Source organism: Chitinophaga parva (assembly GCF_003071345.1).
Lineage (GTDB): Bacteria > Bacteroidota > Bacteroidia > Chitinophagales > Chitinophagaceae > Chitinophaga > Chitinophaga parva.
Window position 1 is genome coordinate 1198940 of record NZ_QCYK01000001.1, and the last position, 13019, is coordinate 1211958.

9 protein-coding genes are annotated in these 13019 nt (G+C 50.7%); 4 read left to right on the forward strand and 5 right to left on the reverse strand.

Annotated features, from left to right (window positions below; genetic code table 11):
- Positions 1 to 30: 30 nt before the first annotated feature.
- The 3 genes from DCC81_RS05195 (at position 31) to DCC81_RS05205 (ending at position 3359) form a co-directional block, all read left to right on the forward strand.
- On the forward strand, positions 31 to 1977 hold the full coding sequence (locus DCC81_RS05195; protein WP_108685517.1) for a tetratricopeptide repeat-containing sensor histidine kinase: 1947 nt from the start codon (positions 31 to 33) through the stop codon (positions 1975 to 1977).
- 9 nt (positions 1978 to 1986) lie between these two features.
- The gene (locus tag DCC81_RS05200; protein ID WP_108685518.1) at positions 1987 to 2601 is read left to right on the forward strand and encodes a response regulator; all 615 of its coding nucleotides are present in this window, start codon (positions 1987 to 1989) and stop codon (positions 2599 to 2601) included.
- Positions 2602 to 2741: 140 nt separating this feature from the next.
- The gene (locus tag DCC81_RS05205) at positions 2742 to 3359 is read left to right on the forward strand and encodes a hypothetical protein (protein WP_108685519.1); all 618 of its coding nucleotides are present in this window, start codon (positions 2742 to 2744) and stop codon (positions 3357 to 3359) included.
- Between the two features lie 318 nt (positions 3360 to 3677).
- Here DCC81_RS05205 and DCC81_RS05210 read toward each other — a convergent pair whose 3' ends face one another.
- The 4 genes from DCC81_RS05210 to DCC81_RS05225 all read right to left on the reverse strand — a co-directional run bounded on the left by DCC81_RS05210 (position 3678) and on the right by DCC81_RS05225 (position 11471).
- Positions 3678 to 5552, reverse strand: coding sequence for a RagB/SusD family nutrient uptake outer membrane protein (locus DCC81_RS05210; protein WP_108685520.1), 1875 nt, complete (start codon positions 5550 to 5552; stop codon positions 3678 to 3680).
- Positions 5553 to 5577: 25 nt separating this feature from the next.
- Positions 5578 to 8658, reverse strand: coding sequence for a SusC/RagA family TonB-linked outer membrane protein (locus tag DCC81_RS05215; protein WP_108685521.1), 3081 nt, complete (start codon positions 8656 to 8658; stop codon positions 5578 to 5580).
- A gap of 565 nt (positions 8659 to 9223) precedes the next feature.
- Positions 9224 to 9970, reverse strand: coding sequence for a hypothetical protein (locus DCC81_RS05220; RefSeq protein ID WP_108685522.1), 747 nt, complete (start codon positions 9968 to 9970; stop codon positions 9224 to 9226).
- A 124-nt stretch (positions 9971 to 10094) separates the two neighbouring features.
- On the reverse strand, positions 10095 to 11471 hold the full coding sequence (locus DCC81_RS05225; protein WP_240612902.1) for a glycosyl hydrolase family 18 protein: 1377 nt from the start codon (positions 11469 to 11471) through the stop codon (positions 10095 to 10097).
- A gap of 431 nt (positions 11472 to 11902) precedes the next feature.
- On the opposite strand from DCC81_RS05225, the gene DCC81_RS05230 reads away from it, so the two are divergent.
- Positions 11903 to 12637, forward strand: a complete 735-nt coding sequence (locus DCC81_RS05230; protein ID WP_108685523.1) for a hypothetical protein — start codon at positions 11903 to 11905, stop codon at positions 12635 to 12637.
- Here DCC81_RS05230 and DCC81_RS05235 read toward each other — a convergent pair.
- The gene (locus DCC81_RS05235) at positions 12627 to 13019 is read right to left on the reverse strand and encodes a hypothetical protein (RefSeq protein WP_108685524.1); all 393 of its coding nucleotides are present in this window, start codon (positions 13017 to 13019) and stop codon (positions 12627 to 12629) included. The two genes, DCC81_RS05230 and DCC81_RS05235, sit on opposite strands and share 11 nt — an antisense overlap.

Genomic DNA, 13019 nt, shown 5'->3' on the forward strand with positions numbered 1-13019 from the left:
TTTGCAACTGTTAAATTCCCAATTCCCCCAATGCCTAAAAGATTATTTATACTATTGATTTGCCTGGCCGGCATAGCCACCCCGGCAAATTCTCAGGATGTAGATAAAAAGGACAGCTTGCTGAAAGTGTTAGCTACTGCAAAGGAGGACACCATGAAGGTGTCTGCATACCTTGAAATTGGGAACCTTTATGAATTGGATGATTTTCATGCGGCCGGATCCTACTATTGGAAAGCCTATCAGCTTAGTAAGAAGTTGAACTACAAAGGTGGGGAGTTGAAATTTATTTCGAACTACACTTATCTTTTAAATGTCAATGGGCAATTTGATAGTTCGCTGCTGCTCAATAAACAGGCTATTCAGATAGCCAAATCGTTGAACGATAATGTAGCCCTTGCCAAATCATGGGCCAATACCGGGAATACCTTTCAATACATGGATGAATATGATAGTGCCGTGTATTGTTACGAAGTTTCCATTAAGCTTTTTGAATCATCAGGCGATGTAGTAAAGATGGCCAGGATACAGGATGTGCTTCAAAATGCTTACATGAAGCTGGGCCAAAGCGACAAGGCATTGAAATTTGGAAAGGCTGCGGTTAGTATCTTACGCACTACTGATGATCTACCCTCATTGGGGCAGGCATTGTTAAATACGGCAAATAGTTTTCAGTCCGTGGGGCAAACTGATTCTGCATTGACCTATTACGATGAAGCGTTGGCTATTTCCCGTAAAATAAATTATAAAAGACTGGAAGCACTCAGTTTGCTGGATATTGGCAATATTCATTTTCATCAGTATAATGCCGATAGTATGAAGCTGTACTATCAAAAATCTCTTGGGATCTTTGAGCAATTGGGCGACTTTGAAGGAGAATCCAATGCGCTGAGGGGTATAGCTCATTCTTACTTGCTGAAAAAGGATTTTGTAGCCGCGAGAAACAATATCGAAAAGGCCCTGGTAATTTCGGACAGCCTTGAATTGCTCTCTGAAAAGTACGAGAACCTGAAAAGCTTATCCAGTGTGTTGTATGCGACGCATGATATCGCAGGAGCCGAGCGTTGTTTGGACAGCGCCCAGGTGATCGAAGACAAATTTAGAGGCGATGAGATCCAAAAGAAAACGTTAAGCATTGAGAAGAGATTTGAAACCGAGAAAAAGGAAGCCCGGATCAAACTGCAACAAATACAGCTAAAACGAAGGACAGCCGTTATTTATTTTTTAATAGCAGGTGCAGTAGCGTTGCTGGTGATCCTTCTTTTATCTTACCGGAATTACTACCATCGTAAAAAATTGCAGCAGGCAAAAATTGATGAGCTGGAGGCGGAGAAGCAACTCACTGCTACAGAAGCTGTGCTGAAAGGCGAAGCGCAGGAACGCACCCGCCTGGCCAAAGACCTGCATGATGGACTGGGCGGAATGCTCAGTGGTATAAAACATTCATTGGGTAATATGAAAGAAAATCTGATCATGACACCTGATAATGCACAGGCGTTCGAAAGAAGCATAGATATGCTTGACAGCAGCATTAAAGAGATGCGGCGTGTGGCGCATAATATGATGCCTGAAATGCTGTTGAAATATGGATTGGATACCGCCTTAAAGGAATTTTGTAATGACGTTACCCGCAGCGGAGCCGTCCATGCGCATTATCAATCACTGGGTTTGACTAATAGCCTGTTCGATCAAACAACAGCTGTTACAGTGTACCGCATTGTACAGGAATTGGTGAATAACGCCATTAAACATGCTGCAGCTAAAAATATTTTGGTACAAGTGCATCAATCCGCAGCAGAAAAATTGTTGACCATTACAGTGGAAGATGATGGCAAAGGGTTTGATACAGCGGTCCTGCAACAAGCGGCCGGCATGGGCTGGAAAAATATTCAAAGCCGGGTAGACTTTCTAAAGGGAAAATTAGACATCCGGTCTTCGCCGGGGAATGGCACATCTGCTTTAATTGAGATCGCTGTTTAACTTATACGCATGAAAACAAGGGTGTTTATAGTAGATGATCATTACATGGTAATAGAGGGCATCCGTTCCTTACTGCAAAATGAGAAGGATATCGAGTGGATGGGGCATGCTATGAATGCCGCATCCTGCCATGCCTTTTTAAAGCAACAGCAACCAGACGTTATACTGATGGATGTGAACCTGCCGGACGTGAGTGGCATTGAGCTCTGCAAAGAGGTCAGGCATCTTTTCCCATCTGTTTTTGTACTTGGCCTCAGCACATTTAACCAGCGGCCTGTTATTCAGAATATGATAGACAACGGGGCTTCCGGTTATATATTGAAAAACGCGACAAAAGAGGAGCTGCTGGAAGCAATAGATGCAGTGATGAAGGGAAGGAGTTTTTTGAGCTTTGATGCCGCGCTTTCCATGAAAGATTCAAACGATAAGCTTCCCCTGATCACCCGGCGCGAAAAGGAAATATTGCAACTCATCGCTGAAGGACTTACCAATGCTGAAGTTGGCGAAAAACTTTTTATCAGCATCGCTACGGTAAATACTCATCGCAAAAGCCTGCTGGAAAAGTTTGGGGCAAAAAATACCGCTGCATTAATCAGCAAGGCAAGTAAGCGCGGCATCCTGTAAGGATATGATCCGATTGCACGAGGTAATATCACACTGATCAAATGGTTTCTCAACGGCTCACCCCGCTGAAAAGATGCCTTTGCGGCCTTAGCCGTTTGTGCGCATATTGGCTTATTTTGCATGGTAAATAAACCCTCCCCATGCTCCAAAACCGCGTAGATCCATACGGCCACCTGATCCGCACGCCCGCCCGTGGCGCGTGGATGGGCAACCGCGGCCTCCTGCACAATGAGCACCAGCAAATACAACGCACCTTCAAACTCAAAGCATGGATCACCTGCGTACTGGAGTTTAAAGGCCGTAAACGCACCGTGATGGCGCCCCACCGCTACACAGAATTATTCTTCCCGGATGAAGCCACCGCCTTCTCCGCCGGCCACCGCCCCTGTTTTGAATGCCGGCGCGCCGATGCCCAACGCTTTAAGGCCGCCTGGCTGCAGGGCAATCCTGATGCGGGTTTCAATGAGCAAACCTCCATCAATCATATCGACAACTTACTGCACGCAGAACGCATCAATAAAAAAGGGGAAAAGGTAACGTATGATGCCGCAGCAGGTACATTGCCCGATGGTACATTTATCGTGTACAATGATCATCCGCATGTGATAGCCGGTGGTCAATTATATCCCTGGCACGCAACCGGCTATGGCACGGCAGTACCATTGCCCGCAGGGCACATGGTGACGGTGCTTACGCCCCGCTCCATTGTAAATGCATTTAACGCAGGCTACCACCCGCAGCGCCAGCTGCCTGCATAAGTACACGTCTGACGCTCTGTTATCCGCAGCTTCAACTACCTGTAATGAATACGCTGATCAATCCCAGTTTATCCGCGCGTTTAAAGAGTTTGCAGGCTGCACTCCCCGGCAAAAAAAAGACCGCCAATAGCAAACTATGGCGGCCGTTTTATATTGGGGCTCGAATCAATGAATGAACAGGCTATTAACGGTGGTGCCAGTGGTATGGCCACTGCCCGTCTTGGCATCATTGCCATCCGTAAGGTGTTCCCAATGCCCGGTGGGCACCCCGCTCACCACCAGCCACAGGTAAGTAGTACGGTGGTTTTTGGGGAGCTATTACCAACCGTAATTTTGAACAAGTTTATGGTTGGTCTCTAATTCCGTTTGAGGAATGGGAAACAGGTAATGCTTTGGCTGGAATACGCGGGTCTGGATGGTGACCACTTTGTAGAACACTGCCAGGCCGGCCTCTTTACTGTTAACGTCGTAGCCGGTGGCTTTGAGCTCTTCCGTGGTGGGGCGGGCGTTCAGGCCATGTACCGGTCCGTTATCCACGGTGGTGCCAATGAGCCAGCGGCGCACATCCCAGAAGCGGTGGGACTCAAAGGCAAATTCTACCCGGTTCTCATTTTGCACACGTGCCCGGAAGCCGATTAATGAATTGTCGTCTGCAAGCACCGGGAGGTCCGGCATATTCACCCGCTCCCTTACCTTGTTGATAGCCGCAAACGCATCTGCGGTAGGGCCCCCGTTATATTCATTAATGGCCTCTGCATAGATCAGGTACATTTCTGAAAGACGGATCACCGGATCATTGCGCTGGGCATCCGGAGAGGTCCAGTAATTAAGCATATCCACGTCCGGTGCGATCCACTTGCGCGGATTGTACCCGGAAACCGGGTAGGTGCCGGTGGATTTGGGCCAGCCCTGGGATTGCCCCCCGTTGTTGCCCCACCACGACATCCACACCGGCGTATTGGCCGTATGCCCTATGGCCCACTTGCTTCCCTGGAAGGTTACCGTGGCATAAAACCGCGGATCACGGTTTTTATACATGGTGGAAATGTTGTCAAAATGCACCGTTTCGCTGTAACCGTCCGCACCGAAAATATCGCCGGTCCAAAAATGCGTGGCATCATAACCGGAACCAGGCGCTTTGATGGGATAACCATTGTTCATTTCGTAAGCATCTACAAATTCCTGCAGGATGCTGTATTTGCCCCAGCCGGAGAACCATCCGCCGTAGGGCAGCAGTTCGTTTTCGATATTCTTGCTGTTAGCCTGCTGTTTGGCAACGATCACCTCATCCCAGTTACGGGTGTTGAATACCCGGGCATAGCTGTTGATAGGGTCGCCGGGAATGGTGTTGAGTTTATAGAGGTTGAGGCCTATTACTTTTTGCGCCTCATCGGCCGCTCTTTTCCATTTCCCTTTATCATAAGCCTGTGGGAAAAGGGATGTGCCGTCACTGTTCTTGATATCCTTGTACAGTGTGTTCCCATTGAAAAGCGGGCTGGCCGCATAAACGAGGGTGCGTGCAGCCACCGCCAGGGCTCCTCCTTGTGTAATACGGCCCAGGTCTCCGTCTGAATAAGACGTGGGCAATGTCTGTGCGGCTGATTCGCATTCTCCAACAATAAAATCAACCACGGAGTCCAGCGGGGCACGTGCCATCTGCATTTCACCGGACTCGGACACGTCATAAGAGCGGGTCACCACCGGGATGGCACCATAGCGGCGGAACATATCAAAATAGAACATCGCGCGCAGCACACGCGCCTCCGCTTTGTAGCGGGGGATCACTTTAGAATAGTAGTCCTGTTGGTTCTGAGGTACCGGCACTTTATCAATGTTTTCCAGGAACAGGTTACACTGGCGGATATTCTGGTAGCTGGAGGCCCAGATATCGTATGGATTGTTAGCGGCATTCCACGCGCCATTGTTATAATAGATGGGATAAAAGCCGGCTCCCCAATGGTGAAAACTTTCATCGGTGGCGGCGGTGATCTCGTCTGTCCAGCCACTGGCAAGGCAGCCAGGCATTTTAGAATACATATTGGCCAGCACACCGTTGGCATTGTTGATGTTGCCCCATACCTGGTCAGAGGTGACGAGTTCAGAGGGCACTACGTTCAAAAACTTTTTACAGGCGGGCAGTAACAAGCCTGCTCCAAGCGCCAGTGTGATGGTATATAGTTTTATTTTTTTCATCGTTGTTGTTTGGATGGATCACAGTTTATAAACCAAGGGTGAGGCCGAAGTTGAATACGCGCATCTGCGGGTAGTTGCCGGAATCGTTGGGTGTTTCGGGGTCAAAGATTTTGATCTTATCCCAGGTGTAGAGGTTCAACGCATTGGCAAACACACGCAGGCTGCGGATGCCGTAATGCCCCGAAAGCCTGTTGGGCAGCGTATAGCCCACTTCCAGGTTTTTTAAGCGCACATAGTTTGAGTTATACAGCCAGAGGGTGGAGTTCTGGTCATTGTTCTGGTTAGCGGCGTAAGAAAGGCGGGGGTATTTTGCATCCAGGTGTTCCGGTGTCCAGTAGTTGCCCTTGATGTCAGACAGTACGCCGGCGTCGCCGGAGAAGGGCCACATGCGCGGCCCGGTGAACCAGGTATTGCCGCCAAAGCCTCCCTGGAACAGTACACTGACGTCAAACCCTTTGAAATCACCACCCAGGGCCAGGCCCATGATCTGGTTGGGCGTTGCCCGCTTGCCCAGGTAAGTCTGGTCCATGGAATTAACCACTCCATCTTTGTTAATGTCTTCATACTTGATATCGCCCGGCTGTATCTGCCCAAAGGAAGACTGGTCAGGGCTTTTGTTGATGTCATCCTGTGAACTGAAAAAGCCCAGTGCCTTATAACCATACTGGTCGTCTATGGCGCGGCCGGTGTGGCGCTGGTAGGTATGACCCTCGTAAGAAGGTTCATCCATCCGGATGATCTTGTTGATATTGAAGGAATAGTTTCCCTTCACGAAATAGCCGAACCTGGCAAAGTGTTTCCGGTATTCCAGCGATACTTCAAAGCCCTTGTTCTTTACCTCACCAAGATTAACATAAGGCAGGTTCACAATACCGATCATGCTGGGGATGGTGCCCGGGGTGGCCAGGATGTTTTTCCGGTCTTCGTAAAACACGTCGCCGGTGAATGACAGGGCGCTTCCAAAAAATTCAGCGTCCAGGCCCAGGTTGTATTTGTTGGCCTTTTCCCAGGTTACCGCGGGGTTGCCGGTGCGGTCTTCCACGGTGCCGCCAAAATAAGAACCGTCATGATTGCGGCCAAACTGGTAGCCAGTTCCCGCCAGGCTCCAGGTACTCTGGTACAGGAAACGTTGTCCGCCAATTTTATCATTGCCCACAGTGCCCGCCGAAGCGCGCAGCTTCAGCAGGTTGATATTACGCACATGCTCTTTGAAATAAGGCTCCTCGCTGATCACGTAGCTGGCCGAGAAAGCGGGGAACAGGTCGTAGCGGCGGCCGGCGGGGAAATTCTCAGAACCGTTGTAACCAAAATTGATCTCGCCAAACAGCTTTGCCGCGTAATTGTACGTGAGGCGGCCTACAACGCCATTGTATTTGTAGGGCAGCCCGTTAATGGCGTCGCCGGAACCAATGGCATCAAAGAAGCTTTGTTGCTGGTACAGGGCCATCGCGGTGATCGCGTGTTTACCAAAGGTGCGCTCGTAGTTCAGGTAGGCTTCCACCTGGGTCCTGCGGTTACTGTTGGCTGCCACATCGTAGCTCAGGTTATTGGAACCGTCTGTGATCTTGGTGTAGGTGCCTTGTGAAAGGTCTGTAGCCTGGTCGTCGGCAATGGACCATTGGTAGGTGTAGTAAGACTTGGCCCTGGTTACGTTGCGGTAATTATAAGAGTCAAAAGACAGGCGCACACGGGTGCTCAGGCCTTTGGTGATCCAGGGCATATCCAGTTTTGCGCCGGTAGTAGCCTGCAGGGTATTTTCAAAATTGCGCTGGTAGCCGCCCTGGGTAAGCCTCCCAAAGGGGTTGTACGGCTTGGACGACTGGTAAGCCACACTACCATCGGGGTTCTGCATGGGATACAGGTAAGGCGGAATGGACTGCATGTCTGCAAACAATGCGGAGGCAGATACGTTGGGATAGTTGTTATCATAAATGATCTCTCCCAGGTTCAGTTCCATGGAAAGATCTTTGGTGATGTTCAGGTCAATATTGGTGCGGAAGTTATACTTGTTATTCAGCGCCTGGATATCGTAGTCAGACAAGTTAGCATACCGGTATAAGCCGCTCTGGCGCAGATAGGAAATGGAGGTGAAATAACGTACAAAGTTATTGCCGCCACTCACATTCAGGTTGCCGGAATACATGGGGGATGTTGGCTTCAGCAGGGTATGCAGCCAGTCTACGTTCGGGTACAGGTACTGGTAGGCCGGGTGGCTGCGGTCGCGGAACTTGTTCAGGTATTCATCTGTGTACATGGCATAGTTCTGCCCATCATTAATGAGTGCCTGTTTATACAGCGAAAGTGCATCATAAGAATCCAGGTATTGGGGCAGCCGTGTGGGCTCCTGGATACCATCCTGCAGGGTGAAATTGATCTGGGGCTTTGAATTGGTGCCCCGTTTAGTGGTTACCAGTATCACACCGTTGGCGCCACGCACCCCGTACACGGCGGTGGAGGAGGCGTCTTTGAGGATGGAAATGCTTTCCACTTCGTTGGCATCAATACCGGAAAAGGAGCGTTCCACGCCATCTACCAGGATGAGCGGGGACTGGCTGCCGGTGAAGGTGGCCATGCCACGTATCCAAAGCGCGGCACCATCGTAGCCCGGTTCCCCGCTGGTTTGCACTGTGACCAGGCCGGGCAGGCGGCCGGCAAGGGCATTGCTCAAATTGGCTACAGGACTTTGTTTCAGCTCCTTGGTGCCTACCGTGGCAATAGCCCCCGTTACGGAGATCTTTTTTTGCTTACCGTAGGCAACCACTACCACTTCGTTCATGTCACTGGCCGCGTCTTTAAGGACCACGGTAACATTACTGCCTAAAGGAAGTACCTGCGTCTGGAAGCCAATGAAGCTGACCTGCATGGCAGTGTCCTCTTTGCTGCGGCGCAGGCGGAACTCCCCGCTGTTATTGGTGTTGATCGCATGTTTACTACCCAGCAACTGGATAGTAGCCCCTGGGATGGGCAGGTATTTGTCTGTAACAACTTTGCCACTTACGTAGGCAGACGTGTCGATGGCAGCTTGCCGGGCATGCTGCGCGTGTGCAAAACAGCACATCAGCAGCAATAGCAATAAGGGAGGCAGTTTAGATAAGCGTTTATTCATGGTAGTTATTAAGGAAGGGTGATGATAATCTGTTTGAGGAACGCATACGGCAAAGGGAATCCTGCTCCTGCGAAAGCCTTTTCGCAGGAAATTTCATAATGTTGGACCGGCCATCATACAGGTTGCCCCGTGGCCTGCGAGTAAGCCTTCAAAAGGGTTTGTGCTACAAACCCTGAAGTATCTGGTTTTTTTAAAGGTTGTTTTCTACATACACCTGCTACACCTGGCACAAACAACCGGGATGCTGATTTTTTTCATCATTCTTTAGCCGGCGTTTTTTGGTGACGTTAAATTACTTGGAGAGAACTATTTCCAGTGCACAGATTCTGACTGATCTTTACCATTTTTTAACATGTCCTGATGACATTAAAATGGAATATTAAGGGAAAGGGGGCAGCAGCGGGTTATACCGGTACAGGTTAAAATCAGATAATTAATAGTTAGCATATGGTGATCCCGACGCCTGCATCATTCGTAATTTACGGGGCAAAATGTGTTGTAAGGTACCGTGAATGCCTGCATGGTTTTATTGCGCATGACTGAGCGGGCATCATTATTGTCACGGTTAAGAAGCATGGGTGGTATCTGAAGCTGGCGCCGTTATTCCACGGAACGTTTCACAATTGTGTTTGATGTACAGCAGCAGGTCATAATCGGTACAGGTTTGCAGGAAGTGCTGGGTGGGCCGGTATTCCCGCATGAAGCGGGCCAGGGAGTCGCCCTGCAGGTGGGTCACGTGTTCCACCATCTCTTCTGTAAAACGGTTGTCAATGTAGCGTTCTTTTTCATAGGCCAGCATCTTCTGCTGCAACTTATACTCCTTGGTCCATTTTTTACCGATCATAGATGCCAGCGTGGTGAGCCCGATGGATACGGAAGGCGCATCATAGGGGCTTTTGTATTGCCACAGCACATCTGAAATGCCGGGCCCGCGGTAGTTAAATTGTTTGGCAAATTCATCGCGCAGGGCCAGGGAATCTTTGTGGTAATTGCGCCCCTTCACCACAAACTCCCGGAGGCTGGACTGCAGCGGGTACAGGTATACCGGTAAGGTATCTGTAAAGTGGAGCGCCTGCATACGGAGGCGGCGGTGCTGGTAGCCAATGGCATACACCGTAATGGAATCCACCACTACACTCAGCACCAGGTGGAACACGCCGCGGCTATCCGTGCGGGAAACGCTGATGCCCTGCGAAACGAGGGCATCTTTTACCGGTACATTGGTCTGTGCATCCAGCACAATACCGGTAAGCTGCTGGGCCACAGCGGCAGCGGGAAGCAGGAGGATAAGCAGTAGCAGGAAAGATTTCATCGGGAAACAATGTTTCCTGAAATTAGGTCCCCATTTCTAAAACTAAAGTTAAAAAAGCAGCGCCGGCTGAGTGGCGCTGCTTTGTGTACACTGGCGGCCGCTGTGTGTGGCGGCGCGCAGTACTTTATTGATTAATACCGAAATACTCCCAGTCCTGTGCAGTGTCACGGGTGCAGGTCATGCTCTGTGTACCATTTTCAGAGGAAATGAATTTGCCGTTGTTACCACGGAATGCTACGCGGCCGGCACTATTCACCACCCAGTCAAATTTTTCCCAATCCTGCACCGTGGTGCGGTTGCAATTGATCGGGGCCGTGCCGTTCTCGCTGCTCACATACAGGCCGTTGCTACCGCGCAGGGCTATCTTACCGCCGCCGGCATCTACCACGGTAAAGTTTTCCCAGCTACCCAGGGTACTTACATTACAGATCATGGGCGCGGTGCCATTCTTGCTGCTCACATACAATCCATTGCTGCCTTTGAGCGTAATGGTCTGGCCGATGGGCGGGTTAGTGGGATGGGTAGTGCCCCCGGTTACCACATCATGGATGGCCGATACCAGGGAGTTAGCGCCGGTGCCTTCATCCCCGCTCAGTTCCCAGGCCATAATGCCGCCGGCGGTAGACATGGCCAGTGATGTTTTTGATTTAATAGTGGGAATGCCATTGTAACCGTAGGTCTGGAACACGTCTGCATTGGGACTGGCGCCCATGGCCAGCAATTCGTTGTAGTTCTTGGTGGCATAGTCATACCGGTTGTCACGTGCGTAGAAAGGCACGCCCAGGATGGCTTTGGAAGCCGGCAGGCCGCGGCCTATCCAGTAGTTGAGGCTTTGCACGGCCAGGTCGTACGTGGAATGCTGAAAATTGTTCTCGTCATAGGCCATGATCTGCAGGTAGTCTACCGCACTGAATACCGCATTGGTAATAGAGGTGCCTCCGTAGGCGATCACCGCTGCAGAGCAGAGGCGGCCTCCATTGTGCATGGCCGTGTAAAGCGCTGCCATCATCGTGGCAAAATTATTCGCCTCCGTGCCATCGCTGGGATATTCCCAGTCAATGTCCACTCCATCCAGGTTGTACTGGTTACAGAAGGTCACCATGTTGTTTACAAACGCGGTGCGCAGCGAAGCACTGGCCACAATGGTATGAAAGGCATCTCCGCCGCCACCGCCACCTACGGAGATCAGCACCTTCACGCCATTGGCGTGAGCGGAAGATACAAGGCTGGTCAGCTTGGCTGCATCTTCCACGGCCTGGTACCCGCCACTGGTGGTGGGAATGAGGAAAGCATAGTTGATATGCGTAAGCTTGGAAAACTGGATGGCGCTTACAGTGCCAGACCAGGTAGGCAGGTAGCCTATCACCTTGAAATCTGCTGCAGATACGGCTCTTGCGGCAGTGGCGGTTCTGGGATCAGTAACGAGGTCTTTCTTACAGGAAGCAAAGAAGAGCAGGGTGCAGAGCGCAACAAGCCAGCCTGCGGGTGTCATTTTTTTCATGCGGGTAAAAGTTGATGGTTAAGAAATGAAGAACAAATGCGTGGAATATGGAACGGAACTAAAGGGTAATACAAGGGCATCCCCGGCCCGTAAGCCGGCAGTAGCCACGTGTCAAAATAAAATGGAGGCGCAGCGGTACAGTACCCGCAGGTGGTAGCGCGTTAAAGTTCCAGGGCCTGTGTGTTACAGTCACAGGAGGCCGGCATTTGGTTACCGGGCAAACAGATACTTGCTAAAAATTACAATTGCGGAAATTGGTTGAATCTTCTTCACTTTCTTCTTTACAGGTGGTAGTGGGCTGCAAGTGAGAACCAGTCGGGCAACAACGGCGATATGGTAGGGTTGTGCGCAAGATGAATTTAACAACATTTTTCGAAATCCCGGTTACAAATTTTCGGCTACTTTTACACCGCATCATTGAAACCCTTTTTATGCATCCCTACCGCACTTTCCGCCGTTTTGAGTCTGAATCGGAAGCCGCTACCTTTGTACAGTTCCTGATGGCCAACGGTATTCCGGCCACCATGGAAACGGTACCGCCCATCCTGGACCGCACCCTCGTGGGGGAAGCGCCGGGTGCCAGGGTAGAGGTAAAAGTGCAGGGTTACCAGTTTATGGCTGCGCAGCGCCTGCTGCGGAACAGCGTGCAAATAACACTGGACGATATAGAACCCGATTATTACCTGTTCAGCTTTTCGGACAAGGAATTGCTGGACATTGTGCACCGCCCGGATGAATGGGGTGAGTATGACCAGGCCCTGGCCGTAGCTTTGCTGCGGGAGCATGGGATAGCCATCACGGAAGAACAGGTGGAGGCGGCGGAAGAAGCCCGGATAGCTGAACTGGCCAGGCCGCGCCCATTGACCAATACAACACTGGCAGGCATCTATTGCGTGGGCGCAGCCGGTTTTCTCATTTCATTCCTCGGCTTCTACCAGTTGTTGCATGGGCTCACACCCATTGCTCTCTTTGCAGGGCTGATGATGGCTACGCCGGCAGCAAGCGGTATTGCGTTCCTGAAAGGGCGCAGAACCCTGCCAGATGGTAGCAGTGCGTATATGTTTGATGAACGCACCCGCCGCCATGGCAGGATCATGATCATCGCATCCGTTGTAGCAGCAGTGATATTTGTGGGGCTTATAAAACTGGTACTGGTTAACCTTTAATGCTCTTCACCAATGCCTGCACAGCGCCGGCTATGGCCACAGGGTTCTTGCTGAAAATAGCCGCGCCCAGGGTAGCCGCCGCGGCGCTGATGTCTATCACCTGCTGCACCTTGGCCAACTGCTTGTAAGTCTCCGTCATTTGCCTGGAAATATCCTTGATCTGGTCCAGTGAGCCATCCACATCGTCCAATACGAAGATGGCCGATTGGGTGAACAGGTCTTCCGAATAATTCAGCAGCGTCCAGTGCAGGTCACTGAGTTGTTTGTTCTGGGCCTTGGTCAGTTTGCCGTAATTCTGGTAGCGGTAATCGCCCACTGCCTGGGCCATTCCCAGGAAATCATTGGCCAGTTCTGTGATCTGTTTTGCGGTAAGCGTAGCCAT

Excerpts from the sequence above, each read along its gene's own strand:
- DCC81_RS05210 (WP_108685520.1), bottom strand. The coding sequence starts at position 5,552 with ATGAAAAAAATAAAACTATATACCATCACACTGGCGCTTGGAGCAGGC.
- DCC81_RS05205 (WP_108685519.1), top strand. The coding sequence starts at position 2,742 with ATGCTCCAAAACCGCGTAGATCCATACGGCCACCTGATCCGCACGCCC.
- DCC81_RS05235 (WP_108685524.1), bottom strand. The coding sequence starts at position 13,019 with ATGGCTACGCTTACCGCAAAACAGATCACAGAACTGGCCAATGATTTC.
- DCC81_RS05195 (WP_108685517.1), top strand. The coding sequence starts at position 31 with ATGCCTAAAAGATTATTTATACTATTGATTTGCCTGGCCGGCATAGCC.
- DCC81_RS05230 (WP_108685523.1), top strand. The coding sequence starts at position 11,903 with ATGCATCCCTACCGCACTTTCCGCCGTTTTGAGTCTGAATCGGAAGCC.
- DCC81_RS05225 (WP_240612902.1), bottom strand. The coding sequence starts at position 11,471 with ATGAAAAAAATGACACCCGCAGGCTGGCTTGTTGCGCTCTGCACCCTG.
- DCC81_RS05220 (WP_108685522.1), bottom strand. The coding sequence starts at position 9,970 with ATGAAATCTTTCCTGCTACTGCTTATCCTCCTGCTTCCCGCTGCCGCT.
- DCC81_RS05215 (WP_108685521.1), bottom strand. The coding sequence starts at position 8,658 with ATGAATAAACGCTTATCTAAACTGCCTCCCTTATTGCTATTGCTGCTG.
- DCC81_RS05200 (WP_108685518.1), top strand. The coding sequence starts at position 1,987 with ATGAAAACAAGGGTGTTTATAGTAGATGATCATTACATGGTAATAGAG.